The following is a 24,325-nucleotide window of genomic DNA, read 5'->3' as shown; positions in this document are numbered from 1 at the left end:
TCAGCTCAGCAGTCCCGTCCGGACGGGCTCGGAGGCCGCGTGGGGGTGTACATGGTCGTGTCCGGGCAGGGCGTGCTGGCCCAGCGCCTTCGGGGGCGGCCCGTCGTGCATCACGCAGCCGTCGCGCAGCACGATCGCGCGGTCGATCAGCGGCTCCAGCGGGCCGAGCTCATGCAGCACGAGCAGCACCGTGGTGCCGACCGCGACCTGTTCGCGGAGCGTCGCGGCGAGGATCTCCTGGCTGGCCAGGTCGACGCCGGCCATCGGCTCGTCCATGATCAGCAGCTCCGGTTCGGCGGCCAGCGCCCGGGCGATCAGCACCCGCTGGTGCTGCCCGCCGGAGAGTGCGTTCACGGAGTCCTTGGCCCGGTCGGCGAGGCCCACGAGGTCGATGGCCCGGTCGACGGCGGCCCGATCGGCCCTGCGGAGCAGGCCCAGCTTCGTACGGGAGAGACGTCCGGAGGAGACGACCTCACGGATCGTGGCGGGGACGCCGCCGGCCGCCGTGGTGCGCTGGGGTACGTAACCGATGCGCGCCCAGGTGCGGAAGCGGCGCAGCGGGGTGCCGAACAGCTCGATGGAGCCGCCGGTGAGCGGCACCTGGCCGATGACGGAGCGTACGGCGGTCGACTTGCCCGAGCCGTTGGCGCCGAGCAGGGCGACGACCTCGCCGCGGTGCACGGTCAGGTCGATGCCGCGCAGCACCGGACGCGCGCCGAGCGTGGCCGTGGCGCCGCGCAGGGCTATCACGGGTTCGGTCGTGGTGCTCCCGGGCTCGGACATGAGCGCCTCCGATGCTGCTGTGGCGGGTGTTACGTGGGTCACTTCGCGCCGAGCGCCTTCTGCAGGGCGGCGAGATTGGACTGCATGACCTCGATGTAGTTATCGCCCTTGGACCTGTCCGTGATTCCCTCCAGCGGGTCCAGGACGTCGGTCTTCAGGCCGGTGTCCTTGGCGAGGGTCTTCGCGGTCTTGTCGCTGGCGAGCGTCTCGAAGAATACGGTGGTGACCTTGTTCTTCTTCGCGACGGTGTGGATCTCGCTGATCCGGGCGGGGCTGGGCTCGGCCTCGGGGTCGATGCCGGCGATGCCTTCCTGGGTCAGGCCGTAGCGCTCGGCGAGGTACCCGAAGGCGGAGTGGGTGGTGATGAAGGTCTTGGTCGTGGTGTTCTTCAGGCCCGTCTCGTACGCCGTGTTCAGCGCGTCGAGCTTGTCGACCAGCGCGTCCGTGTTCTTGCGGTAGTCCGCGGCGTGGTCGGGGTCGGTCTTCTCCAGGGACTTTCCGACGCCCTTGGCGACCTCGGCGTACCTCACCGGGTCCAGCCAGATGTGGGGGTCGGCTCCGGCCTCGTCGCCGTGGTGCTCATGACCGTGTTCGTCGGCGCCGGTCTCGGTGCCGTGGTCTTCCAGCGCGGTGAGGGTCGCGGCGTCGACGACGTCCTTCGAGCCGGACTGCTTGATGGCGTCGTCGACGGCGGGCTGGATGCCCTTGAGGTACAGGATGTAGTCGGCGTCGCCGAGTCCGCCGATCTGCCGCGGGGTGAGTTCCAGATCGTGCGGCTCGACCCCCGGCTTGGTCAGCGTGGTGACGGAGACGTGCTTCCCGCCGATCTGCTCGGCCAGGAACTGCATCGGATAGAACGAGGCCACCACGTTCAGCTTGTCGCCGCTTTTATGGTCGGCAGCGTCCGAGGTGGAGCAGGCCGTGAGGGCGGTGAGGCCGAGGACGACTGCTCCGGCGACGGTGGCGGTGGGTATGAGGCGGCTTACGTTCATGACAGTCATTTTCAACAAAACTGGAAACGATTGTCAACAAGGCTGATGAGATGACCCCTCGGCCGACTGCGCCGATACCGATTTGATCCAAGGGGCGTGCCCGCCGGTAATCTGAAGCATTCGCCCGCCCGTCTCCCGACCACCACCCCCCACCGAGGCGCTTCGCGCCACCCCTGTCCAATTTCGTCGTCGTAATGAAGAGAGCACCGTGGCCGCCGACAAGATCGACTCCATCGTCAGCCTGAGCAAGCGCCGTGGCTTCGTCTATCCCTGCAGTGAGATCTACGGTGGCCAGCGCGCCGCCTGGGACTACGGGCCGCTGGGCGTCGAGCTGAAGGAGAACCTCAAGCGCCAGTGGTGGCGCTACATGGTCACCTCGCGCGAGGACGTGGTCGGACTCGACTCGTCGGTCATCCTGGCCCCCGAGGTCTGGGTCGCCTCCGGCCATGTCGCCACGTTCACCGACCCGCTGACCGAGTGCACCTCCTGTCACAAGCGCTTCCGCGCCGACCACTTGGAGGAGGCGTACGAGGAGAAGCACGGCCACGCGCCCGCGAACGGCCTGACCGAGCTCAACTGCCCCAACTGCGGCAACAAGGGCACCTTCACCGAGCCCAAGCAGTTCTCGGGTCTGCTCTCCACCCACCTCGGCCCGACCCAGGACTCCGGCTCGGTCGCCTATCTGCGTCCCGAGACCGCCCAGGGCATCTTCACCAACTTCGGCCAGGTGCAGCAGACCTCGCGCAAGAAGCCGCCATTCGGTATCGCCCAGATGGGCAAGTCCTTCCGGAACGAGATCACTCCGGGCAACTTCATCTTCCGCACCCGCGAGTTCGAGCAGATGGAGATGGAGTTCTTCGTCAAGCCGGGCGAGGACGAGCAGTGGCAGGAGTACTGGATGGAGCAGCGCTGGAACTGGTACACGGACCTGGGCCTGCGCGAGGAGAACATGCGGTGGTTCGAGCACCCGAAGGAGAAGCTCTCCCACTACTCCAAGCGCACCGCTGACATCGAGTACCGCTTCCGCTTCGGCGGCAGCGAGTGGGGCGAGCTGGAGGGCGTCGCCAACCGCACGGACTACGACCTCAAGGCCCACTCCGCCGCTTCCGGCACTGACCTGTCGTTCTTCGACCAGGAGGCCGGCGAGCGCTGGACTCCGTACGTCATCGAGCCGGCGGCCGGTGTCGGCCGTTCGATGCTCGCCTTCCTCCTCGACGCCTACATCGAGGACGAGGCGCCCAACGCCAAGGGCGTCATGGAGAAGCGCACCGTGATGCGCCTCGACCCGCGCCTCGCGCCGGTCAAGGTCGCGGTGCTGCCGCTGTCCCGCAACCCGCAGCTGTCGCCGAAGGCCAAGGGCCTCGCCACCGACCTGCGGAAGAACTGGAACATCGAGTTCGACGACGCGGGCGCCATCGGCCGCCGCTACCGTCGTCAGGACGAGATCGGTACGCCGTTCTGTGTCACCGTCGACTTCGACACCCTCGACGACAACGCGGTGACCGTGCGCGAGCGCGACACCATGAAGCAGGAGCGCGTTTCCCTGGACCAGATCCAGGCCTACCTCGGCGCCCGACTGCTGGGCTGCTGACGCACCACGGTTTCACGGCGAAGCCCCCGGTTCCTCGCACGGAACCGGGGGCTTCGTTGCACACTGTCCACGCTGAGCAGTTGCGTCAACGCGTCAATGCGTCAACAGGAGGCTTGGATGCCGTCCATGACCACGAGCAAGGTCAGCAGATGGGATCAGCACGGCCGTGAACACGTCGTCCATGTACGGAAGTCGGGGATGCAGCGGCAGCTGAGCTGCGACACCTGCGGCTGGCACAAGGGCGTCCAGTTCCTGCCCTGGCTCAAGGCCGAGGAACATCTCGCCGAGGCCCACCAGGCGACGGTCGACCCGACTGCCTGAGGACCCGGGCGCGGGGACCGGCGCGCGAACCGGCCGAAAACCGGGTGCGGGGGCCCGCCGGGCCGGGGTACGGTTCCGGCATGTCTTCGTTCTTCCAGATCTACGAGTGAGAGCGCGGCGGGTTCGACCACCCGCCGCCCATCGGATCGATTCCAGGTCGCTTCAGACCTCACTTCTCACCACGAATGGGAGAACGCCGTGGCCAAGAGCCGCAACAACCTCCTCGGTGTGGGCGGACAGCGCAAGAAGCTGTCCCGCGCCGAGCAGCAGGGCGCGGGCCCTGCGCGCAATGCCGACCGCAAGGCGGCAGCCGACCAGAAGCAGGAGCTGTTGCGCAAGATGCGTGAGCGTGCGCAGTCCGGATCCTCCGCCGCGCAGACGGAGCCGTCGTCGGACGACGCCGCATGCTCGGGCGCGCCCGAGCAGGACGCCCCGGCACAGAGCTGACGCCCCCTCATCACCCGTATGACCGTGGGCCCGGATCACCTGGAGTGATCCGGGCCCACGCCCTTGTCCGTGCCCCGTTGCCGCCCCGCGCTCACGCCACCTTGCGCGGCAGCCGCAGACTCAGCAGCACCGTCAGCACCACCGCGGCCAGCTGCACCAGCAGCGTCACGGCCAGCGCGTCCCGCATCCCCGAGCCCGGGGCCAGAGAGAGGAACAGCGTGCCGAGCGTGGCCAGGCCCAGCGCCGGCGCAGCCTGCTGAGCTGGAGAGCACGATGCGGAACAGGACGAAACCAGGCAGCGGCTGCAGCGCCTTCAGGCCCTGGAGCCCGCCGACGCCTGATTCCCGGCGGGGACACCCGTCGGCGCCTCCAGCCGCTCCGCGGCACGGCGCGCCGTCTCCAGCGCCCAGCGCCCACTGGTCAGCGCCCCCACCAGCAGGACGCACAGCCCGCACCCGGCGAGGATCCACCAGGCGGGCTTGCTCGCGTCCACGAAGGCGGCCGCGTACTCGGCGCCGCGCGGCGAACCGGTACCGGCCACGCCCGCCGCCAGCACCGCGCCGATCACGGCGACCCCGAGCGTTCCACCGATCTGCCGGCTGGTCGAGGCGACCGCCGCCGCCACACCGGCCTGTGAGCGCGGCATCCCGGAGACGGCCGTGTTGGTGATCGGCGCGTTCACCATGCCGAAGCCGAGACCGAACAGCACATAGCCGGTGAACAGCAGGACGTCGTCCGTCTCCGCGTCGAACGCGGCGAACAACAGCCCGCACGCCGTCATGGCCACACCCGCCACCAGCAGCGACAGCCGCGGCCCCCGGCTGCCGACGAGCCGGCCCGACAGGGGTGCGCAGACAAAGGTCAGGGCCGCCATCGGCAGCATGTACAGACCGGCGTGCAGTGCGCTCAGCCCGCGCACGTTCTGCAGATAGAGGGTGTTGAGGAAGAGGAATCCGCTCAGCGCGGCGAAGGCGCAGACCGCTATGACGGTGGCCCCGCTGAACGGGGCGCTGCGGAAGAAGCGCAGATCGATCAGGGGCTCGGCACGCCGCCGCTCGTACAGCAGCAGCCCGGTCAGGGAGCACCCGGCGAGCGCGGCGAACACCAGGATCCGCGGCGAGTCCCAGCCCTCCGAGGGCGCCTCGATGATCGCGTACGTCAGCGAACCGAGCAGCCCGATCACCAGCAGCTGCCCCACCGGGTCGGGGCGGCGCGGCTTCGGGGCGCGGGACTCGGGGACGTACCGCCAGGTGAGCAGCAGCGCGACGAGACCGACCGGCAGATTGATCCAGAAGATCGACCGCCAGCCGACCGAGTCCACCAGAAGGCCGCCGATCACCGGGCCCGCCGCCATGGAAATGCCGACGACACCGCCCCACACCCCGATGGCGCGGGCCCGCTCGCGCGGGTCGGTGAAGGTGTTGGTGATGATCGACATCGCGACAGGGTTGAGCATCGAGCCGCCCACCGCCTGCACCATCCGGAACGCCACCAGCGACTCCAGGTTCGGCGCCAGGGAGCAGAGCACCGAACCGAGGGTGAAGAGGACGAGCCCGATCTTGAAGATCTTCCGGCGCCCTATCCGGTCGGCGGTGGAGCCCGAGAGCATCAGCAGCGAGGCGAGGACGAGGGTGTAGGCGTCGATCGTCCACTGCATGCCCGCGACGGTGGCGTGCAGTTCCTTCTGCATGGAGGGCAGGGCGACATTGAGGACGGTGTTGTCGAGACTGACGATCAGCAGACTCATGCAGCAGATCGCCAGCACCAGCTGCCGTCGACGGGGGCTCAGCTCGGGCATACATGGATAGTACGGTTAACTAACGAACTCTGCCGACGTGCCGCTCCGTGCCGTACGCGACAATGGAGCAATGACCACGCTCGCCCCTTCGCTCCCGCTGCTCCGGATCGGCCCCCACACGGTGCAGCCGCCGGTGGTGCTCGCCCCCATGGCCGGCATCACCAACGCCCCGTTCCGCACCCTGTGCCGGGAGTTCTCCGGGGGCAAGGGGCTGTTCGTCAGCGAGATGATCACCACGCGGGCGCTGGTCGAGCGCAATGAGAAGACCATGCAGCTCATCCACTTCGACGCGAGCGAGACCCCGCGCTCGATCCAGCTGTACGGAGTGGACCCGGTCACCGTCGGCAAGGCCGTCCGCATGATCGTCGACGAGAACCTCGCCGACCACATCGACCTGAACTTCGGCTGCCCGGTCCCCAAGGTGACCCGCAAGGGCGGCGGCTCGGCGCTCCCGTACAAGCGGCCGCTGCTGCGTGCGATCCTCAGCCAGGCGGTCTCCAACGCGGGCGATCTGCCGGTCACCATCAAGATGCGCAAGGGCATCGACGACGATCACATCACCTACCTCGACGCGGGCCGGATCGCGGTCGAGGAGGGCGTCACGGCCGTCGCCCTGCACGGCAGGACGGCCGCCCAGCACTACGGCGGCACCGCGGACTGGGAAGCCGTCGCCCGCCTCAAGGAGCACGTCCCGGAGATCCCCGTCCTCGGCAACGGCGACATCTGGTGCGCGGACGACGCCCGCCGGATGATGCGCGAGACCGGCTGCGACGGCGTGGTCGTGGGCCGGGGCTGCCTGGGCCGCCCCTGGCTCTTCGGCGACCTGGTGAGTGCGTTCGAGGGTGCGGAGACGAGGCGGGCGCCGGCGCTCCGGGAGGTCGCCGCCGTCATGCTGCGGCACGCGACGCTGCTGGGGGAATGGATCGGTGACGAGACCCGTGGCGTGATCGACTTCCGCAAGCATGTCGCCTGGTACCTCAAGGGCTTCTCGGTCGGCTCCGAGATGCGCAAGAAGCTGGCGGTCACCTCGTCGCTGGAGGAGCTGGGCGGTCAGCTGCAGGAGCTGGACCTGGACCAGCCGTGGCCGGACGGCGCGGACGGGCCGCGCGGGCGCACCTCCGGCAATAACCGGGTGGTCCTGCCGGACGGCTGGCTGAAGGACCCGTACGACTGCGCGGGCGTGAGCGCCGACGCGGAGCTGGACACCTCGGGAGGCTGAGAACGCTCCCCGGGCCCGACCGGGGTCCGACGGGGGCTCTCCAGAGCTTCCCCCGGCCCTCCGGGGCCCTTCAAGAGGCACGCGGCATCACAGGCACCGCGTGCCTCTTCCTTTACCTCGCTCATCTGAGCGCTATACCGGGCCGGATTTGGCGATATTCGGCCAAGGGTGAGCCTTAATGCGCCTGCACCGGGCATCGCGCGTCGAATCCGCTCACAGTCGGCTGTGTGTTGATGATCAAAGGGTGACCATCAGTTGCCTCTCGCCCGTCCGGATGGTGACATCTGAGCGTCGATCGTAGAGTGATTCTCGCCACCCTGAGAACTATGTCGCTCAAATGAGCGCCAATTTGGGAGCTGCACTTCTCAAATGGTGGCACTGGGTGCCAATGGGCTTCACTTTGATCGATCGACGCTTCCACTGCGCTGCGTGGTCGAGTCGCGGGATTCCAGTCGCACTGAGTGTTTATTCGTTCAAGAAGTGAAGGCATCCTTCGATCGAGGGACAGGCCATGTCACTTTCGATCTGCTGGCGGACGGGTGGTTGAGGCTGCATGACGCGCAAGTGGACGTACCCAGACACCTTCGATCTGGGTATGTTCCTCGCCGTCAGGGCAGCCACCGCGTCCTCGAGGAGCCGAGACCCGTGTCGGAAAACAAAGATTCCCACGTATCCACCCCGGAATCCCGGGAGCCCCAGGGCGAGAAGTTCGTTTATGACTTCACCGAGGGCAACAAGGATCTGAAGGACCTGCTCGGCGGGAAGGGCGCCAACCTCGCCGAGATGACCAATCTCGGGCTCCCCGTCCCTCCGGGCTTCACCATCACCACCGAGGCGTGCAAGGTCTACCTCGACAGTGGCGAGGAGCCGACGAAGCTGCGCGACGAGGTCAGCGCGCATCTCGACGCCCTTGAGGCGCGGATGGGCAAGAAGCTCGGCCAGGCGGACGACCCGCTCCTGGTCTCGGTCCGCTCCGGCGCGAAGTTCTCGATGCCCGGCATGATGGACACGGTCCTCAACATCGGCCTCTCCGACGAGTCCGTGGTCGGTCTCACCGCCCAGGCCGGTGACGAGCGGTTCGCATGGGACTCCTACCGCCGCCTCATCCAGATGTTCGGCAAGACCGTCCTCGGTGTCGACGGCGACCTCTTCGAGGAGGCGCTGGAGGCGGCGAAGGAGGCCAAGGGCGTCACGGTCGATGTGGATCTCGACGCGGCCGACCTGAAGAAGCTGGTCAAGCAGTTCAAGAAGATCGTCTCGCGGGACGCCGGACGTGACTTCCCGCAGGACCCGCGCGAGCAGATGGACCTGGCCATAAAGGCCGTCTTCGACTCGTGGAACACCGACCGGGCCAAGCTCTACCGCCGCCAGGAGCGCATCCCCGGCGACCTCGGTACGGCCGTCAACATCTGCTCGATGGTCTTCGGCAACCTCGGTCCCGACTCCGGTACGGGTGTCGCGTTCACCCGCGACCCGGCCAGCGGCCACCAGGGCGTCTACGGCGACTACCTGCAGAACGCGCAGGGCGAGGACGTCGTCGCCGGCATCCGCAACACCGTGCCGCTCGCCGAGCTGGAGTCGATCGACAAGAAGTCGTACGACCAGCTGATGCAGATCATGGAAACCCTCGAAACGCACTACAAGGACCTGTGCGACATCGAGTTCACCATCGAGCGCGGCCAGCTGTGGATGCTCCAGACCCGGGTCGGCAAGCGCACCGCCGGTGCCGCCTTCCGGATCGCCACGCAGCTGGTCGACCAGGGGCTCATCGACGAGGCCGAGGCGCTCCAACGGGTCACCGGGGCGCAGCTGGCGCAGCTGATGTTCCCGCGCTTCGACGAGGACGCCAGGACGCAGCTGCTCGGCCGTGGCATCGCCGCGTCGCCGGGTGCCGCGGTCGGCAAGGCGGTCTTCGACTCGTACACCGCCGTCAAGTGGTCCCGCTCCGGCGAGAAGGTCATCCTGATCCGCCGGGAGACCAACCCCGACGACCTCGACGGCATGATCGCCGCCGAGGGCATCCTGACCTCCCGCGGCGGCAAGACCTCGCACGCCGCCGTCGTCGCCCGCGGCATGGGAAAGACGTGTGTCTGCGGCGCCGAGGAGATCGAGGTCGACACCAAGCGGCGTCGGCTGACCGTCGGCGGGACTGTCGTCGAGGAGGGCGACACCGTCTCGGTGGACGGCTCCACCGGCAAGGTGTACCTCGGTGAGGTCCCCGTCGTGCCGTCCCCGGTCGTCGAGTACTTCGAGGGCCGGATGCACGCGGGCGCCGACGACGCCGACGAGCTGGTCGCCGCCGTGCACCGGATCATGGCGTACGCGGACCGGGTGCGCCGGCTGCGGGTGCGGGCCAACGCCGACAACGCCGAGGACGCGCTGCGCGCCCGCCGCTTCGGTGCCCAGGGCATCGGCCTGTGCCGTACCGAGCACATGTTCCTCGGCGAGCGCCGCGAGATGGTCGAGAAGCTGATCCTCGCGGACACCGACGCCGAGCGCGAGACCGCGCTGGACGAGCTGCTTCCGCTCCAGAAGGCCGACTTCATCGAGCTGTTCGAGGCGATGGACGGACTGCCCGTCACCGTACGGCTGCTCGACCCGCCGCTGCACGAGTTCCTGCCCGACATCACCGAGCTCTCGGTACGGGTCGCGCTCGCCGAGTCCCGCAAGGACGCCAACGAGAACGACCTGCGTCTGCTCCAGGCCGTGCACAAGCTGCACGAGCAGAACCCGATGCTCGGTCTGCGCGGGGTCCGTCTCGGTCTCGTCATCCCCGGCCTGTTCGCCATGCAGGTACGGGCGATCGCCGAGGCCGCGGCGATGCGCAAGAACGCCAAGGGCGACCCGCGCGCCGAGATCATGATTCCGCTCGTCGGCACGGTCCAGGAGCTGGAGATCGTCCGCGAGGAGGCCGACCAGGTCATCGCCGAGGTCGAGGCGGCCACCGGCACCGAGCTGAAGCTGACGATCGGCACGATGATCGAGCTGCCGCGCGCCGCGCTGACCGCCGGTCAGATCGCCGAGGCCGCACAGTTCTTCTCCTTCGGTACGAACGACCTGACCCAGACGGTGTGGGGCTTCTCCCGTGACGACGTGGAGGCCTCGTTCTTCACCGCCTACCTGGAGAAGGGCATCTTCGGGGTGTCGCCGTTCGAGACGATCGACAAGGACGGTGTCGGCTCGCTGGTCCGCAGCGCCGTCGCGGCCGGCCGGGCCACCCGCCCGGATCTGAAGCTCGGCGTCTGCGGAGAGCACGGCGGCGACCCGGAGTCGGTGCACTTCTTCCACGAGGCGGGCCTGGACTACGTGTCCTGCTCCCCGTTCCGTATCCCCGTCGCCCGCCTGGAGGCGGGCCGTGCGGCGGCGGACTCGAAGGGCAGCGACAGCCGCTGACCCGACACGACACCCCCTGGCCCCGGAGCTGCTGTCGGCTCACCCGTACCCTCACCGACTCGACGGCAACTCCGGAACTCCCAGAGGCGGCGGCACCCTGTGCGGGGATGCCGCCGCTTCGTTTTGTACTGGGGAAAATGGTTGTTCGACGTTGTGCCTTTTCTTCGTTCAATACGCAAAGACATGGGTCGGGAACGGACCGGGGTGGGGGGGGGGGGGGGGGGGGGGGGGGGGGGAGGGGGGGCGGGGGGGGGGGGGGGGGGGGGGGGGGGGGGGGGGGGGGGAGGAGGGGGGGGGGGAGGGTTGTTTTTTCGCTTTTTTTCTTTTCTTGCGGAAAAAAAGAAAGGGGGGGGGGGGGGAATGGCGGGGGGCCCCCCCCCCCCCCCCCCCCCCCTCCCCCCCACCCGGCTTACCCCCGTCGGGTACGGAGCCGCACCGTCGCCGACCGCCGCCGAACGAGCAAAACCCCCCACGGCCTTCACTCGATCTGCCGGTGGCTCCGGATTCGTACCCGACGTCGTACAGCTTTTCGGGAGACGGCATGGGGAGGCGAGACGTTTCACCTCTGGCCGAAACCCCGTGGTGACGTGCTGTTACGGATCACATACCCTTGGGTGGGGGTAATTGCAGGTGCAACAGATGGGGGTTCGGTGCTGCGTATCCATATGTCCGGAGTGGACCTTTCCAAGGTGCGGATGGCCACCCGGCCGGATGCGCTGTGGGAAACCATTCTGAGTTTCCATCGGCTGAGGGACCGGCGCGGTTCCACGGTGTTCGGGAAATGGCGTACGGAAACCCGGCCCCGGTTGAATGGTGAAGTACGCCTGCTGGCCGCCGTGATTCCACCGCGCGGCTATTTCCCGGACTTTCTGACGCCTTCTCATGAAAGCAGCGAGCCGTACGGCATCGACGCCGGAATTGAAGCGCTGCGCGACACCCCGCCCCGGCGGATCCGCGCCGAACTCGCCCTGCTGGCCGCCGAGCGCCGCGAGGCGGGCCGCACCCCGGGCGGGCACGCCGAGTTGCTCGACCGGCTCATCGGCGCCCTGCGCGGTTACCACCGCGCCGCGATCGAACCGTACTGGCCGCACATCCAGGCCAGCATCGAGGCCGACCGCGCCGTCCGCGGCCGCGCGCTCCTGGACGGCGGGGCGCAAGAACTGCTCGCCTCACTCCCGCCCATGATCCGCTGGCGGGCCCCCGTGCTGGAGGCGGACTACCCCGTCGACCGCGAACTCCACCTGGGCGGGCGGGGGTTACTGCTCCAGCCGTCCTACTTCTGTCGCGTCACCCCGGTCGTCTACCGCGACCCGCAGCTCCCGCCGGTCCTCGTCTACCCGGTCACCCACTCCCGCGCCCCGGTCTTCGCCGAACCGGGGCCCTGGCTCGGCCGGCTCCTCGGCAATACCCGCTCGACGGTTCTGAGGGCCATCGGCAACGGCTGCACGACCAGCGAACTCGCCCGCCGGGCAGGAGTCTCCCTCGCCTCGGCGAGCCAGCACGCCTGTGTGCTGCGCGAGGCCGGCCTGATCCGCACCCTGCGGCACGGCAGCTCGGTCCTGCACACGCTGACCCCGCTGGGCGGATCGCTGCTCCGGGGCGGCGCGCCGCTCGCCATGTCCTGACGCCGGAGGGCCAAAGTTTTCTTCGCGGGACCGATGAGTTCTGCACAGCCCAGCCGTCTACCTGTCGTAAAACGTTCGAACAACAGAGAGAGCGAAACGGCCATGCCTCAGATGATCTTCGTGAACCTGCCGGTCAAGGACCTCGAGACGACCAAGACCTTCTTCGGCAAGCTCGGCTTCTCGTTCAACCCGCAGTTCAGCGACGAGAACACCGCATGCCTCGTCATCAGCGACACCATCTTCGCCATGCTCCTCACGGAGCCCCGATTCAAGGAGTTCACCAAGAAGGAGATCGCCGACGCCTCGAAGTCCACCGAGGTGATCCTCGCTCTGAGCGCCGAGAGCCGCGAGAAGGTGGACGAGCTGGTCGACACCGCCCTCGCCTCCGGGGGATCGCCTGCCAACGAGCCGATCGACTACGGCTTCATGTACGGCCGTTCCTTCCAGGACCCGAACCACCACATCTGGGAGGTCATGTGGATGGACCCCTCCGCTGTCGAGGGCCGGCAGGGCTGAGCCCGTCGATGAGGGGGCGGGGAGCGGTCCTCAGGATGTCAGGCCCGGATACGCCACCCCCGTGAGCTGCTCGGACGCCACCCAGAGCCGTTCGCTCGCCACATCGTTCAGCGTCCAGCCCGCCCGCCAGGACGGGGCGGGCGCACCGCGCCAGCCCAGCAGCCTCGGCCCGGTGAACGAGTCGGGGCGCACGCCGGGCGCGGTGGCCGCGTACAGGGTGGGCAGCGCACCGGACGACGCGGGCTGGGCGATGATCCGGTTACCGAGCTCGACCACCCGTTCCGCCGCCTTGCGGTTCTCCATCCGGACACCCGCCGTCTGCAGATTGGTCGCCGCGTAACCGGGGTGCGCCGCAGCGGCCACCACTTCACAACCGGCTGCCGACAGCCGCCGCGCCAGCTCGTGGATGAAGAGCAGATTGGCGGTCTTCGAGCGGCCGTAGGCGATCCAACGTCGGTAGTTCCGCTCGCTGTTGAGATCCCCGATGTCGATGTTGGACAGGGCGTGCATGCCGCTGGAGACGCTCACCACGCGCGCCCCGGGGGTGTCGAGGAGCTTCGGGAGCAGCAGTCCGGTGAGCGCGAAGTGCCCGAGGTGGTTGACGCCGAACTGCCTCTCGAAGCCGTCGGCCGTCTTCCCGTACGGAAGCGCCATCACGCCCGCGTTGTTGATCAGCAGATCGATCCGGTCGGGCGCGTGGGCCGCGGCGAACTGGCGTACGGAATCCAGATCGGCCAGATCGAGCGGTACGAACTCCACGTCCGCGCCGGTCACGGCCGTCCGGATGCGGGACTCGGCCTCCTTGCCGCGCGTCTCGTCACGGCAGGCGAGCAGCACCCGCGCGCCGTGCCGGGCCAGCTCGCGCGCCGTGATCAGTCCGATGCCGCTGTTGGCTCCGGTGACCACGGCCGTACGGCCGTTCTGATCGGGGATGTCGCTCGCGTTCCAGCCCTGGCTCATGGACCAAAGCGTACGACCGCGGCGGGCCGGCCGGACGGGCCGGGCCCGTCCGGATTCCGCCGGGCTCGCGAGGGCGAGGGCGGGCCCGGAAGCCCGGAACCTCAGAGTTGGCTCAACTTTCCCGCGATCCGGCCGAGGCAGTTGGACGGGGCACGTATCGCCTCCCTATGGTCGCGACCATGCCCGACATAGCACTCACCACTCTGGTCGTCCTCTGCCTCGCCGCAGCCGCGGCCGGCTGGATCGACGCAGTGGTCGGCGGCGGCGGACTGCTGCTGCTGCCCGCCCTGCTGCTCGGACTGCCGCACGTCCCGGCCGCGCACGTCCTCGGCACGAACAAGGCGATCGCGATCGTCGGTACGTCGGGCGCCGCCGTGACGTACGTACGCAAGGCGCCGGTGAAGGTCGGGACGGCCCTGCGGATCGGGCTCGCGGCACTGGCCGGATCGATGACCGGTGCGTTCTTCGCCGCCGGGATCAGCAGCGAGGTGCTGCGCCCGGTCATCATGGTTGTGCTGCTGGCAGTCGCGGCGTTCGTGATGCTGCGGCCCTCGTTCGGCAGGGCGACGGACGACGGTACGCGGCACGAGGTCACCCGGGCCCGCACCGTCACCGCGATTGTGCTGGTCGGCGGCGGCATCGGCTTCTACGACGGGCTGTTCGGCCCCGGCACCGGAACGTTCCTGGTGCTGGCGCTGACCGCGGTGCTCCACCTCGATCTGGTGACGGCGTCCGCCACCGCCAAGATCGTCAACGTCTGCACCAACGGCGGGGCGCTGGCGATGTTCGCCTACCAGGGCAGCGTGATGTGGCAACTGGCCGCACTGATGGCAGTGTTCAACCTGGCGGGTGGGCTGATCGGGGCGCGGATGGCGCTCAGGAAGGGCAGCGAGTTCGTCCGCGGGGTACTGCTGGTCGTGGTGTTCTCGCTGGTCGCCAAGTTGGCGTTCGATCAGTGGATGGCATGAACGACGGGCGTCCGGCCGGGTTCACCGCACCTCGGTGAGGTGCGCGTACGCCACCACATTGCCCTGGTAACCCGTCGTCTTCGAGAATCCGCCGCCGCAGGTGATCAGCCGCAGCGAGGCGTAGGGCGAGGCGCCGTACACCCGCTTGTCGGGGAAGTTCTTGCTCCCGTAGACCTCGATCGCGTCGAGTGAGAAGACGGCGGTACGCCCGTCCTGGCGGACCACCTCGACCGTGCTGCCCTTCTGCAGGGTGCCCAGGTTGTAGAAGACCGACGGCCCCTGTGCGTTGTCGACATGACCGGCGACGATCGCGCTGCCCTTGGAGCCGGGCGGAGTGCCGTCCCGGTACCAGCCGACGACGTTACGGTTCCCGGCCGGCGGCACATCGAGACTGCCGTCGGCCCCGAGTCCCAGTCGCATCATCGGTGCGTCCACCCGGATGCTCGGGATCCGGATGCGTACGGGCGCCGAGGGTTTCAGCGGTTCGGCGACCGGAGAGCCCGGCTGCAGTTGCGGGCCGCCCGCGAACGCCTGGGCGGCGGTCGGCTGGGGCGGGATCAGCCCGGCACCGGCGCCGTGACGGATCAGCCAGATACCGGCCAGCGCTGCGACGACCAGCAGCCAGCTCTTGGCCTTCTGGGACACGGTCGTCCTCCGAATGACGAAATGGGGACGGTCCCGTCCCGGTGGCGCGCGGCCACCGGGACGGAAACCGGGCGGTACGGAGACGTGAATCCGTCTCCGTCAGCCGGCTCCTTGCGTGCCGCTCGCCCGGCGACGCAGGAGCCAGGCTCCGCCGACGGCGGTCGCGGCGAGTACGCCGGCGCCCGCCGCGATCTGGGTGGTGTCGGGCCGGACGCTGCCGCCGACGCCTGTTTTGACGTGCCCGCTGGGGGCATTGGGTACGGACGAGTTGTCGTGCCCGGACGAGGAGTTGTCGCGTCCGGATGAGTTGTTGCCTCCGGACTGGTTGTCGTGCCCGGACGAGGAGTTGTCGCGTCCGGATGAGTTGTTGCCTCCGGACTGGTTGTCGTGCCCGGACGAGGAGTTGTCGCGTCCGGACGAGTTGTCGCCTCCGGACTGGTTGTCGCGCCCGGACGAGGAGTTGTTGCGACCGGACGAGTTGTCGCGCCCCGACTGGTTGTCGCGCCCGGACGACGAGTTGTCGTGCTTTGCCGAGCCCTCGTCCCCGGAAGGGATGCGGAGCCCTGAGAGGGCGTCGAGCCCGCCGACGGAGTCGAGCAACGAAGGGACATTGAGGCCGGAAGGGTTGTTGAGGCCGAAGGGGGTGTTGTTTCCGGACCCGGAGGGGTTGTCCGGCCCGTCCTCGTCGGTCTGCGCCTCCGGGGCGCCATTGGCCCGCGGCGCGGCAGCCGAGCCGGCCCGCAGTGCGCCGGCATCACCTGCGTACGCGGACGGCCCGGCGGTGAAGAGGACGAGCGCGGCTATGGTGACCGCGGAAGCGGCGGTACCGGTCACTGGGCGGGCAGGACGCATGGGGTGTTCCTCCGGCAACTGCGCGAGTGGGTGTGTCCTGACCTCGAGCTAACGGGCGCTCCGCCACCCATGCCTGCTGACATGAAGTCAGCTTTCACCCGAATGGCTCGGCGCGGCATCCTTGCCAAGCTGTATGTGTGCAGGTCACAGCGGTGATCGAAGTGAGGGCGGCCGGTCCCGTACCGCCCGGTGCCGATTGGGTGATGCCACCCGGGAGGAGAGTGGCGCACATCACATGCATGACCTTGTGGGTGTCGGGCACACGTCTGACACCCCCCACGGGACGGTGAACCAGGCCGCCCCAGGCCGCCGCCCTCTCCGGGCCCATCCCCCCTGGGTCCGGCGGGGGCGGTTCCGTGCCGAGGCGCCCCGCGGTGCGGCGTTCTCAGGCCGGGGCCGCGGCGGACCATTCGACGGCCGGCGGCCGCACCCGAGCACAGAGCGGCTGTCCCTTGGCATCGGAGAGCGACAGCCGCGCCGTGAGATGCCCGGAGCGCACGGCGGCTTCGAGCACGGCCGGATCGATGTCGCCCAGCATCAGCTTGGCCCGCCGGAACATGGTGAAGACGCCGTTCTCGTCGACCGTGCCCCAGGACAGGTAGACGAAGCGCCCGCCCAGCCGGTTCTGCACGTAAGGCCCCTTGATCTCGACGCCGTCCTCGGCCGGGGCGACGGTGCAGTCCAAGGTCCACGAGGCCGACGGGGCGTCGCCCGGGCGCAAGTCGAGCAGTTCACCGGGCCTGTCCTTGCGCTGCACACCCACGTGGATGTTGCGGGCACCGGGGAAGTCACTGCCGGGCCCGCAGGTGAGGCCGGGGAGATGCGAGCCTTCGATATGGATCTGCATGCCCCCATGTTCCCTTCCTCCCGTGCGCCTTCGGACCGCCGTCCGCAGCAGGGCGTGGGGTTCGCCGTGCAGGCAGGTGTGAGGCCAGGGGGTGTCAGATCGTGTCCCACGGCGCACCGTCGTACGCCTGCCCGATCCGCTTCATCAGCTCCTCGTCCACCGTGAACTCGGTGTCGTCGATGCGCCGGACCGGCGCGATGCCCTGCGAGTTGGTGATGAACGCCGACCGGAACGCGGCCAGCCCGTCCAGCGTCACCGGGCGCCGTACGGACTCCAGCCCCGCGCCGGGCAGCTCCTGCTCCAGCAGCGCCATGGTGATGCCGAGCAGGGAAGGGGCTTTTGGCCAGACGACCGAAGTGCCGTCCCAGAAACCGATGTTGGTGATCGAACCCTCGGTCACCGCACCGTCCGGCATGGTCAGCAGGGCCTCGTCGAAACCGGCGCGTGCCGCGAGCCTTGCGTAGTACGTCTGGCCGAACTCGCCGGGACGTTTGATGTGCGGCACGGTCCGGGCGTACGGAACGGACATCAGGTCGTGCGGTTCGGCGGACTTCTGCGCCGGCTCGCGCACCGTGACCATCACTGTCGTCCCTGTGCCGCCCGGCGACGGAAAGCCGTACACCCGGGTCGAGGCGTCCCGTACCCCAGCACTGTCCAGCGCGTGCCGGATCAGCTCGCGGACCCGCTCCCCGTCGAGGCCGACCTCGAACAGCTCCTGGTTGGCGGAGCCCAGCCGGGCCAGATGCAGGGCGAGGCCGCGCACCTTTCCGTCCCTGACCTGCATGGCCGTGAAATGGCCGTAGTTGACGAAGGCGGGAATCCGCAGATCCGCCTCGGTGGCCGGGTGCCCGTCGAACTCGGCGTACGGGAAGGGTGCGGGAGGGGGAGTCGTCATGCGATCCACCGTATGCCGCGGCGCGCGACGGCGTCCCCCGACGGACAGGACTTGACCTCAACCGTGGTTGACATATGAGCCTCTCCGTATGGACCTCACCGCAACATCCTCATCCATCGCATCCACGACCGGCCCCACCCCACCTCTGAAGGTCGCGGTCATCCTCGCCAGCAATCGCGAGGGACGGTTCGCCCCCGTCGTCTCCGACTGGTTCCTCTCGCGCACCGCCGGTCACCCCGACATCGAGACCGACCTGATCGACATCGCGGAACTCGACCTCCCGATCGCCCTCTCCCACCGGCCCGACGCCGATGCGCAGGCCCAACTGGCGGCCGTTTCGTCCAGGTTGGCGTGGGCCGATGCCTTCGTCGTCATCACCCCCGAGTACAACCACTCGTACCCGGCCCCGCTGAAGAACCTCATCGACTGGCACCACGCCGAGTGGCAGGCCAAACCCGTCGCCTTCGTCTCGTACGGCGGAGTCTCCGGAGGTCTGCGCGCCGTCGAGCATCTGAGGCAGGTCTTCGCGGAGCTGCACAGCGTCGGCATCCGGGAGACGGTGTCGTTCCACAACGCGGGCGCCCTGTTCGACGACGAGGGCAGGCACAAGGACCCGGCGGGCTGCGACGCGGCGGCCAAGACGCTGCTCGACCAGCTGGTCTGGTGGGGGCGCGCGCTGCGCGACGGCAAGGCTGTCCATCCCTACGGCGTCTGACCACCGGGCACTGCGCCGCGCCGCAACGCCCCCAACCATCGACGATGGGAGCAAGGACACTCCGTAACCGACCTCCGAGGAGCTCGAAAGTGACGACGCCGGCATTGCTGACCGTACTGACCACGACGGACAGCGAGGAGAAGGCCCGTTCCCTGGCGCAGGGCGCGGTGGAGGCGCGGCTCGCCGCCTGCGTACAGATCTCCGCGCCCGTCACCTCGGTCTACCGCTGGCAGAACGCCATCGAGACCACCGAGGAGTGGCAGCTGCTGTTCAAGACGACGGCCGAGCGGTACGACGAACTGGAGGCCCATCTCCTGGCGGCGCACGACTACGAAACACCGGAGATCGTCGCGATCCCGGTGGTACGGGGCAGCGCCCGCTATCTCGACTGGGTCTCGGCCGAGACCGCCCCGGTCACCTCTCTGTAGAGCCGGCACCTGCCCGGGGGCGCCCGCCCTCAACGCCCGTCCGCCGCCAGGGCCTCCCCGATCCCGGGCTCCTCCGGCCCCAGGAAGTGCGGGTCGGGCCTGAACACGGCATCCAGCGCCGCCTTCCCGGCCGCGAATATCTCCCGCGTCCCGCCGTAGTACCAGGTCGCATCGTGTACGGCGTCGACGCCGACCCCGAACGCATCGATCCCCGCGGTGCGGCACAGCGCGATTGCCCGCCGGATGTGGAACCCCTGGCTCACCAGCACCGCGCGGTCGACGCCGAAGATCTTCTTGGCCCGAACGCACGAGTCCCAGGTGTCGAACCCGGCGAAGTCGCTCACGATCCGCTCGTCCGGCACCCCGTGCGCCCTGAGATACGTGCGCATGGCGTCCGGCTCGTCGTACTCCTTCCGGCTGTTGTCACCGGTCACGAGCACGACCTTCACCTTCCCGTCCCGATACAGCTCGGCAGCGGCGTTCAGCCGGTTCGCGAGATACGGCGACGGCTTGCCTTCCCAGAGACCGGCCCCGAACACCATGGCGACCTGCTGCGCGGGCGCGTCCGCGGTCGTTCTGACGCGGGCGTCGGCCACGGAGTACATCCAGGTCGCGGGCGCCAGCGCCGCCACACAGGCGACCATCACCCCCTGCACGAGCCACCGCTGCCCGCGCCGCGTCCGCGGCCATCGCGGCCGCAACCGCCCGAGCCGCCTGAGCCGTCCCGGCTGCTTCTCCCGCATGAGTGTCCCCCTGTTCGTGCCCTGTGCCGTGCTGTCCCACATGATCGGACGAGCGGCGGGGAGAAAGGGTTCTCTATCTTCCGATTTCATTGATTTCGTAGCCGTTTCCGGTCTTGCCGCAGACACTTCGGGCATGATGGCCGCCATGAACCGACCTGGAACCGGGACAGGCGGCTGGGTGACCGTCGCCGCGTACGAGAATCTGAAGGGCCGGCCGCATCCCGCGGCTGCCGTCCGCGCTTGACTGCGGGACCGGGGCATCGACTGGATGCCGTTCGCCGTCGACGACCTGCACATCGACCTGGCCTGTGGCCCGGGCCCGGACGGCCACTGGCACGGCTGGATCACCGTCCGCGTCCGGGCTTCGGTGCTGATTCCGCGCGGCCTCCATCCCGACCAGCCGACCTCGCAGCCAGGATTCCCGCCTGCCCCGGCGTGGTGGCACGCGGCAGCCGAACGGGCGGCCCGGAAAACCCATTGAGCTCTGGTGCAACTCGGACTGAGACCGGCGATTGTCCGCAGGACGCCCAGTAGCATCGGGCAATGTTGCTTCCACGGCTGATCGCCTCCGATCTCGACGGCACGCTCCTGCGCAACGACGGCACCCTCTCGCCCCGCACCCTGCGCGCCCTGCGCACGGCCGAGAGCGCCGGTACGGAGGTCGTCCTCGTCACCGCCCGGCCGCCCAGATTCGTCGACCGGCTCGCCGAGGCCGCCGGCCTCGAGGGGACAGCCGTGTGCAGCAACGGGGCGCTGGTGTACGACATCGGGACGCGCACCGTCGTCTCCTCCCGCGCCCTGCCCCTCGCCACCGCCCGGCGCGTGGCCACCGCGCTCGCCGCCGCCGTGCCCGAGATCGGCTTCGCCCTGGAGACCGGCAACCACGTCCTGTACGAACCCGCCTACCGGCTGCGGCTCTCCGAGGACATCGACGCCGAGCTGCCCGTACCGTCGCTGGCGGATCTGTGGCTGACCGACGTCCCCGTCACCAAGCTGCTCGCCTGGTCGGACCGGCTCGACGCGGACGCCCTGCTGGCCGCTGCCGAGGAAGGGGCGGGCGACGAGGTGCAGCTCACCCACTCCGGCGGGCGCGGGCTGCTGGAGATCAGCGCGTCCGGCGTCACCAAGGCCGGCACCCTCTCGATGCTGTGTGCCGGGCGGGGCATCGACGCCACGGAGGTCATCGCCTTCGGCGACATGCCCAACGACCTGACCGTCCTCGACTGGGCCGGCACCGGCTACGCGATGGGCAACGCCCACCCGAGCGTGCTGGCCGCCATACGGACGCACACGCTCTCCAACGAGGAGGACGGGGTCGCGCACGTCATCGAGCGGCTCTTCGGCGCGGCCTGATACCGAGGCGCGGCCCGACACCGAGGCCCGACACCGAGGCCCGGCACCGATGCCCCGACCGACACCGCCCCGACCGCGCGATGCGCCCTCGGAAAGCACCCGTCACCCTCACGCAACGGTGCGGCAACCTCGGCCCTGCACCATCGGTCCATGACGGAGTCGGCACCGGCACACCCCGATGAGTCCCTGCCCCTCGACAGCACGGCGCAACTGTTGACCCGCATCACCGCACAGCTCGGCACCCAGCTCGGCCTCGTCTCCCTGAACGGAACCCGGCGGGCCGCGCAGGCCCCTCACTCAGGGCCTGTCCGGCGGTTCGCGGCCGGGGCCACGACGACCGAACAGCGCCTTCCCCGAGCCGCCCGCCGCGCATCCGCCTGAGCCCTCGTGCCGGCCCGGCCGTTTACTGTCGGAACCATGGACGGCATGGACGGCATGGACGGCATGGACGGCATGGACGGCATGGACGGTACGCAGGGAACGCAGGACCACGGCACGGCCCCCTACGGTGCGGCCGACGCCGAGCGATGGGACACCGAGCCGGACAAACGGCCCGGTCGTACCGCATTCCAGCGTGACCGCGCCCGAGTGCTGCACTCCGCCGCGCTGCGCCGGCTCGCCGGGAAGACCCAGGTCGTCACCCCCGGCACCCGCGGCCACGCCTGGGACGCCAGCCCGCGGACCCGGCTCACGCACTCCCTGGAATGCGCCCAGGTCGGCCGCGAACTCGGGGCGGCGCTCGGCTGTGACCCCGATCTGGTCGAGACGGCCTGCCTCGCCCATGACCTGGGCCACCCACCGTTCGGACACAACGGGGAGCAGGCGCTCAACGACTTCGCGTCGGACTGCGGGGGCTTCGAGGGCAATGCCCAGTCGCTGCGCCTGCTGACCAGGCTCGAACCGAAGCGGTTCGTGCCCGACACCCGGACCGGCGAGCTGGTCAGCGTCGGACTCAACCTGACCCGTGCCGCTCTGGACGCGGCCACCAAGTACCCGTGGCCGCGTGGCGGGCACCCCTTCGACCCCGGCTCGCCGAAATTCGGGGTGTACGAGGACGACCTGCCGGTCTTCGAGTGGGCCCGCCAGGGCGCCCCGAAGGACCGCAAGTGCTTCGAGGCCCAGGTCATGGACTGGTCCGACGACGTCGCGTACTCGGTGCACGACTTCGAGGACGGGCTGCACGCCGGGCACATCGACCCCAATTGTCTCTACGCCGAGCCCGAGCGGAACGAGATCTGGGCGGTCGCCATCGGCCGCTACGTTCCGGCGGACACCGACCCCGAGGAGCTGGCCGACGCTCTGGACCGGCTCATCGGCCAGGACTGGTGGCCGCACGGCTACGACGGATCCGCCGTCGCCCAGGCCCGGCTGAAGGACGCGACGAGTCAGCTGATCGGCCGGTTCTGTCTCGCTGCCGAGAGCAGCACCCGGCTGGCGTACGGGACGGGCCGACTCGGCCGGTACGGCGCCGAGCTCGTCGTCCCCCGCGAGGCACGCAACGAATGCGCCGTGCTCAAGGCGGTCGCCGACCGGTACGTCATGCAGCGCGCCGAGCAGGAGGCCATCCGCGCCGACCAGCGGATCGTCATCGCGGAACTGGCCGCCGCGCTGACCGCACGTGCCCCGGAGGGGCTGGAGCCGCAGTTCCGGGCGCTGTTCTACGCCGCCCAGGACGACAGGGCCCGCAAGCGGGTCCTGGTCGACCAGATCGCCGCCCTGACCGACGCCTCCGCACGCTCCCTGCACGCATCGCTCACCGGCGGCCTCCGCTGACCGGGGTCCCGTCCCCGGCCGGCCGTGTCCGCGAGCCGCACGGCGCGGTATCGACCGAGCCGCGCAGACCGGCCTGTGACCACTGGGTGTGACCTGATCGGTGTACACCCTCTTTCGCCATCACGCTGCGTGCGGGACGCTCGCAGTTGGGCCCCGCGCAGCAAGCACCGAGGAGGCATCAAGTGGTCGACGCACATCGGACGTTCGTCATCGTCGGCGGAGGACTGGCAGGAGCGAAGGCAGCCGAGACACTCCGGGCGGAAGGTTTCAGCGGTCGGGTGATCCTTCTCGGCGATGAACGCGACCATCCGTATGAACGGCCTCCGCTCTCCAAGGGCTATCTGACCGGCAAGGAGGAGCGGGACAGCGTCTTCGTCCACGAGACCGCCTGGTACGCGAGCGCCGACATCGAGCTCCACCTGGGCCAGCCCGTCACCAGCCTCGACCGGGAGGCCCGCTCCGTACAGCTCGGCGACGGCACCGTCGTCCACTACGACAAGCTGCTGCTCGCCACCGGGGCCGAGCCGCGCCGCCTCCCCATTCCGGGTACGGACCTGGCCGGAGTCCACCATTTGCGCCGTCTCGCCCACTCGGACCGGCTGCGCAACGTACTGGCCGCCCTCGGCCGCGACAACGGCCATCTGGTGATCGCCGGGGCCGGCTGGATCGGCCTGGAGGTCGCGGCGGCGGCGCGCGGTTACGGCGCCGAGGTCACCGTCGTCGAACCGGAGCCGACGCCACTGCATCAGGTCGTCGGGCCCGAACTGGGCCAGATCTTCACCGATCTGCACAGCGACCACGGTGTCCGCTTCCACTTCGGCGTCCGCCTCACCGAGATCATCGGCCAGGACGGCCTGGTCCTCGCGGTCCGCACCGACGACGGCGAGGAGCACCCCGCCCACGACGTGCTCGCCGCGATCGGTGCCGCCCCCCGCACCGCCCTCGCCGAAGCCGCGGGGCTCGACATGGCCGCGCGCCAGGACGGCGGCGGCATCGCCGTCGACGCCTCGCTGCGTACCTGTGACCCGCACATCTTCGCGGCCGGTGACGTCGCCAACGTGGCCCATCCGCTGCTCGGCGCCCGGCTGCGCGTGGAGCACTGGGCGAACGCGCTGAACAGCGGCCCGGCCGCGGCCCGCGCCATGCTCGGCAAGGACGTCAGCTACGACCGGGTGCCGTACTTCTTCTCCGACCAGTACGACCTCGGCCTCGAATACTCGGGCTGGGCGCCGCCGGGCAGCTACGACCAGGTGGTCATCCGCGGCGATGCGGGGAAGCGCGAGTTCATCGCCTTCTGGCTGAAGGACCGCCGGGTACTGGCCGGGATGAACGTCAACGTGTGGGACGTCACCGAGACCGTGCAGGAGCTGATCCGGTCCGGCCGGCAGGTCGACCCGGACGCGCTGGCGGACCCGTCGGTACCGCTGGTCTCCCTGAACTGAACTGAACTGAACTGAACTG

24 protein-coding genes and 1 pseudogene are annotated in these 24,325 nt (G+C 69.4%); 15 read left to right on the top strand and 10 right to left on the bottom strand.

Going from position 1 to position 24,325, the window contains the following annotated elements:
• Together ACZ7IB_RS01710 and ACZ7IB_RS01705 are read right to left on the bottom strand one after the other, a co-directional pair.
• Complete coding sequence (locus ACZ7IB_RS01710) at positions 1 to 783, bottom strand: metal ABC transporter ATP-binding protein (RefSeq protein ID WP_470908295.1); 783 nt, start codon at positions 781 to 783, stop codon at positions 1 to 3.
• A 38-nt stretch (positions 784 to 821) separates the two neighbouring features.
• Positions 822 to 1,775, bottom strand: coding sequence for a metal ABC transporter substrate-binding protein (locus ACZ7IB_RS01705; RefSeq protein ID WP_470908293.1), 954 nt, complete (start codon positions 1,773 to 1,775; stop codon positions 822 to 824).
• 208 nt (positions 1,776 to 1,983) lie between these two features.
• On the opposite strand from ACZ7IB_RS01705, the gene ACZ7IB_RS01700 reads away from it, so the two are divergent.
• From ACZ7IB_RS01700 to ACZ7IB_RS01690, 3 genes are all read left to right on the top strand, one after another.
• The gene (locus ACZ7IB_RS01700) at positions 1,984 to 3,366 is read left to right on the top strand and encodes a glycine--tRNA ligase (RefSeq protein WP_383971260.1); all 1,383 of its coding nucleotides are present in this window, start codon (positions 1,984 to 1,986) and stop codon (positions 3,364 to 3,366) included.
• A 117-nt stretch (positions 3,367 to 3,483) separates the two neighbouring features.
• Complete coding sequence (locus ACZ7IB_RS01695) at positions 3,484 to 3,687, top strand: hypothetical protein (protein WP_382897691.1); 204 nt, start codon at positions 3,484 to 3,486, stop codon at positions 3,685 to 3,687.
• A 198-nt stretch (positions 3,688 to 3,885) separates the two neighbouring features.
• Complete coding sequence (locus tag ACZ7IB_RS01690; protein ID WP_470908291.1) at positions 3,886 to 4,134, top strand: DUF6243 family protein; 249 nt, start codon at positions 3,886 to 3,888, stop codon at positions 4,132 to 4,134.
• A gap of 91 nt (positions 4,135 to 4,225) precedes the next feature.
• Here ACZ7IB_RS01690 and ACZ7IB_RS01685 read toward each other — a convergent pair.
• Positions 4,226 to 4,393 (bottom strand): annotated as a pseudogene (locus ACZ7IB_RS01685) (MFS transporter); the annotation flags it as partial.
• A 54-nt stretch (positions 4,394 to 4,447) separates the two neighbouring features.
• The gene (locus tag ACZ7IB_RS01680; RefSeq protein ID WP_470908289.1) at positions 4,448 to 5,932 is read right to left on the bottom strand and encodes an MFS transporter; all 1,485 of its coding nucleotides are present in this window, start codon (positions 5,930 to 5,932) and stop codon (positions 4,448 to 4,450) included.
• Positions 5,933 to 6,002: 70 nt separating this feature from the next.
• Between ACZ7IB_RS01680 and dusB the strand changes: the two genes are divergently transcribed.
• The 4 genes from dusB (at position 6,003) to ACZ7IB_RS01660 (ending at position 12,685) form a co-directional block, all read left to right on the top strand.
• Positions 6,003 to 7,151, top strand: a complete 1,149-nt coding sequence (dusB, locus tag ACZ7IB_RS01675) for a tRNA dihydrouridine synthase DusB (RefSeq protein ID WP_470908287.1) — start codon at positions 6,003 to 6,005, stop codon at positions 7,149 to 7,151.
• A 645-nt stretch (positions 7,152 to 7,796) separates the two neighbouring features.
• Positions 7,797 to 10,544, top strand: coding sequence for a pyruvate, phosphate dikinase (ppdK, locus tag ACZ7IB_RS01670; protein WP_470908286.1), 2,748 nt, complete (start codon positions 7,797 to 7,799; stop codon positions 10,542 to 10,544).
• Between the two features lie 650 nt (positions 10,545 to 11,194).
• Positions 11,195 to 12,169: an ArsR/SmtB family transcription factor gene (locus ACZ7IB_RS01665; RefSeq protein WP_470908284.1), complete on the top strand. Its 975-nt coding sequence runs from the start codon at positions 11,195 to 11,197 to the stop codon at positions 12,167 to 12,169.
• A 102-nt stretch (positions 12,170 to 12,271) separates the two neighbouring features.
• A complete protein-coding gene (locus ACZ7IB_RS01660; RefSeq protein WP_470908283.1) occupies positions 12,272 to 12,685 on the top strand; it encodes a VOC family protein in 414 nt (137 codons plus the stop codon).
• A gap of 30 nt (positions 12,686 to 12,715) precedes the next feature.
• Here ACZ7IB_RS01660 and ACZ7IB_RS01655 read toward each other — a convergent pair whose 3' ends face one another.
• Complete coding sequence (locus ACZ7IB_RS01655; protein ID WP_470908281.1) at positions 12,716 to 13,645, bottom strand: oxidoreductase; 930 nt, start codon at positions 13,643 to 13,645, stop codon at positions 12,716 to 12,718.
• A gap of 179 nt (positions 13,646 to 13,824) precedes the next feature.
• Between ACZ7IB_RS01655 and ACZ7IB_RS01650 the strand changes: the two genes are divergently transcribed.
• On the top strand, positions 13,825 to 14,613 hold the full coding sequence (locus ACZ7IB_RS01650) for a sulfite exporter TauE/SafE family protein (RefSeq protein WP_470908280.1): 789 nt from the start codon (positions 13,825 to 13,827) through the stop codon (positions 14,611 to 14,613).
• A 21-nt stretch (positions 14,614 to 14,634) separates the two neighbouring features.
• Here the strand turns inward: ACZ7IB_RS01650 and ACZ7IB_RS01645 are convergent, their stop codons facing one another.
• The 4 genes from ACZ7IB_RS01645 to ACZ7IB_RS01630 all read right to left on the bottom strand — a co-directional run bounded on the left by ACZ7IB_RS01645 (position 14,635) and on the right by ACZ7IB_RS01630 (position 17,852).
• Positions 14,635 to 15,258 carry a class F sortase gene (locus ACZ7IB_RS01645; protein WP_470908278.1) on the bottom strand — a complete coding sequence of 208 codons (624 nt, stop codon included), beginning with the start codon at positions 15,256 to 15,258 and terminating at the stop codon, positions 14,635 to 14,637.
• 99 nt (positions 15,259 to 15,357) lie between these two features.
• Positions 15,358 to 16,110, bottom strand: coding sequence for a hypothetical protein (locus tag ACZ7IB_RS01640; RefSeq protein WP_470908276.1), 753 nt, complete (start codon positions 16,108 to 16,110; stop codon positions 15,358 to 15,360).
• Positions 16,111 to 16,495: 385 nt separating this feature from the next.
• On the bottom strand, positions 16,496 to 16,957 hold the full coding sequence (locus ACZ7IB_RS01635) for a DUF5990 family protein (RefSeq protein ID WP_470908274.1): 462 nt from the start codon (positions 16,955 to 16,957) through the stop codon (positions 16,496 to 16,498).
• A gap of 94 nt (positions 16,958 to 17,051) precedes the next feature.
• Positions 17,052 to 17,852 (bottom strand): aminotransferase class IV family protein, encoded by an 801-nt coding sequence (locus tag ACZ7IB_RS01630; RefSeq protein ID WP_470908273.1) that lies wholly within the window; start codon positions 17,850 to 17,852, stop codon positions 17,052 to 17,054.
• A gap of 88 nt (positions 17,853 to 17,940) precedes the next feature.
• On the opposite strand from ACZ7IB_RS01630, the gene ACZ7IB_RS01625 reads away from it, so the two are divergent.
• Entirely contained in the window at positions 17,941 to 18,567 is a 627-nt protein-coding gene (locus tag ACZ7IB_RS01625) for an NADPH-dependent FMN reductase (protein ID WP_470908272.1), read from the top strand.
• Between the two features lie 44 nt (positions 18,568 to 18,611).
• Positions 18,612 to 18,995, top strand: coding sequence for a divalent-cation tolerance protein CutA (gene cutA / locus ACZ7IB_RS01620; protein WP_470908271.1), 384 nt, complete (start codon positions 18,612 to 18,614; stop codon positions 18,993 to 18,995).
• Between the two features lie 29 nt (positions 18,996 to 19,024).
• On the opposite strand, the gene ACZ7IB_RS01615 is transcribed toward cutA, so the two are convergent.
• Entirely contained in the window at positions 19,025 to 19,738 is a 714-nt protein-coding gene (locus ACZ7IB_RS01615) for a SanA/YdcF family protein (protein ID WP_470908269.1), read from the bottom strand.
• A gap of 268 nt (positions 19,739 to 20,006) precedes the next feature.
• Here ACZ7IB_RS01615 and ACZ7IB_RS01610 point away from each other — a divergent pair, with 268 nt between their 5' ends.
• The 5 genes from ACZ7IB_RS01610 to ACZ7IB_RS01590 all read left to right on the top strand — a co-directional run bounded on the left by ACZ7IB_RS01610 (position 20,007) and on the right by ACZ7IB_RS01590 (position 24,306).
• Positions 20,007 to 20,219 carry a hypothetical protein gene (locus ACZ7IB_RS01610; RefSeq protein ID WP_470908267.1) on the top strand — a complete coding sequence of 71 codons (213 nt, stop codon included), beginning with the start codon at positions 20,007 to 20,009 and terminating at the stop codon, positions 20,217 to 20,219.
• 77 nt (positions 20,220 to 20,296) lie between these two features.
• Complete coding sequence (locus ACZ7IB_RS01605) at positions 20,297 to 21,091, top strand: Cof-type HAD-IIB family hydrolase (RefSeq protein ID WP_470908747.1); 795 nt, start codon at positions 20,297 to 20,299, stop codon at positions 21,089 to 21,091.
• Positions 21,092 to 21,241: 150 nt separating this feature from the next.
• Positions 21,242 to 21,472 (top strand): hypothetical protein, encoded by a 231-nt coding sequence (locus ACZ7IB_RS01600; RefSeq protein WP_470908265.1) that lies wholly within the window; start codon positions 21,242 to 21,244, stop codon positions 21,470 to 21,472.
• Positions 21,473 to 21,517: 45 nt separating this feature from the next.
• Complete coding sequence (locus tag ACZ7IB_RS01595; RefSeq protein WP_470908745.1) at positions 21,518 to 22,864, top strand: deoxyguanosinetriphosphate triphosphohydrolase; 1,347 nt, start codon at positions 21,518 to 21,520, stop codon at positions 22,862 to 22,864.
• A gap of 182 nt (positions 22,865 to 23,046) precedes the next feature.
• Positions 23,047 to 24,306: an NAD(P)/FAD-dependent oxidoreductase gene (locus ACZ7IB_RS01590; protein WP_470908263.1), complete on the top strand. Its 1,260-nt coding sequence runs from the start codon at positions 23,047 to 23,049 to the stop codon at positions 24,304 to 24,306.
• Positions 24,307 to 24,325: the final 19 nt, after the last annotated feature.

It is taken from the genome of Streptomyces sp. NPDC037301 (genome assembly GCF_055602785.1).
This window is presented reverse-complemented; position numbering and strand designations above follow the sequence as displayed.

Excerpts from the sequence above, each read along its gene's own strand:
- ACZ7IB_RS01710 (WP_470908295.1), bottom strand. The coding sequence starts at position 783 with ATGTCCGAGCCCGGGAGCACCACGACCGAACCCGTGATAGCCCTGCGC.
- ACZ7IB_RS01705 (WP_470908293.1), bottom strand. The coding sequence starts at position 1,775 with ATGAACGTAAGCCGCCTCATACCCACCGCCACCGTCGCCGGAGCAGTC.
- ACZ7IB_RS01695 (WP_382897691.1), top strand. The coding sequence starts at position 3,484 with ATGCCGTCCATGACCACGAGCAAGGTCAGCAGATGGGATCAGCACGGC.
- ACZ7IB_RS01680 (WP_470908289.1), bottom strand. The coding sequence starts at position 5,932 with ATGCCCGAGCTGAGCCCCCGTCGACGGCAGCTGGTGCTGGCGATCTGC.
- dusB (WP_470908287.1), top strand. The coding sequence starts at position 6,003 with ATGACCACGCTCGCCCCTTCGCTCCCGCTGCTCCGGATCGGCCCCCAC.
- ACZ7IB_RS01660 (WP_470908283.1), top strand. The coding sequence starts at position 12,272 with ATGCCTCAGATGATCTTCGTGAACCTGCCGGTCAAGGACCTCGAGACG.
- ACZ7IB_RS01655 (WP_470908281.1), bottom strand. The coding sequence starts at position 13,645 with ATGAGCCAGGGCTGGAACGCGAGCGACATCCCCGATCAGAACGGCCGT.
- ACZ7IB_RS01650 (WP_470908280.1), top strand. The coding sequence starts at position 13,825 with ATGCCCGACATAGCACTCACCACTCTGGTCGTCCTCTGCCTCGCCGCA.
- ACZ7IB_RS01640 (WP_470908276.1), bottom strand. The coding sequence starts at position 16,110 with ATGCGTCCTGCCCGCCCAGTGACCGGTACCGCCGCTTCCGCGGTCACC.
- ACZ7IB_RS01635 (WP_470908274.1), bottom strand. The coding sequence starts at position 16,957 with ATGCAGATCCATATCGAAGGCTCGCATCTCCCCGGCCTCACCTGCGGG.
- ACZ7IB_RS01630 (WP_470908273.1), bottom strand. The coding sequence starts at position 17,852 with ATGACGACTCCCCCTCCCGCACCCTTCCCGTACGCCGAGTTCGACGGG.
- ACZ7IB_RS01625 (WP_470908272.1), top strand. The coding sequence starts at position 17,941 with ATGGACCTCACCGCAACATCCTCATCCATCGCATCCACGACCGGCCCC.
- cutA (WP_470908271.1), top strand. The coding sequence starts at position 18,612 with ATGGGAGCAAGGACACTCCGTAACCGACCTCCGAGGAGCTCGAAAGTG.
- ACZ7IB_RS01615 (WP_470908269.1), bottom strand. The coding sequence starts at position 19,738 with ATGCGGGAGAAGCAGCCGGGACGGCTCAGGCGGCTCGGGCGGTTGCGG.
- ACZ7IB_RS01610 (WP_470908267.1), top strand. The coding sequence starts at position 20,007 with ATGCCGTTCGCCGTCGACGACCTGCACATCGACCTGGCCTGTGGCCCG.
- ACZ7IB_RS01600 (WP_470908265.1), top strand. The coding sequence starts at position 21,242 with ATGACGGAGTCGGCACCGGCACACCCCGATGAGTCCCTGCCCCTCGAC.
- ACZ7IB_RS01595 (WP_470908745.1), top strand. The coding sequence starts at position 21,518 with ATGGACGGCATGGACGGCATGGACGGCATGGACGGCATGGACGGTACG.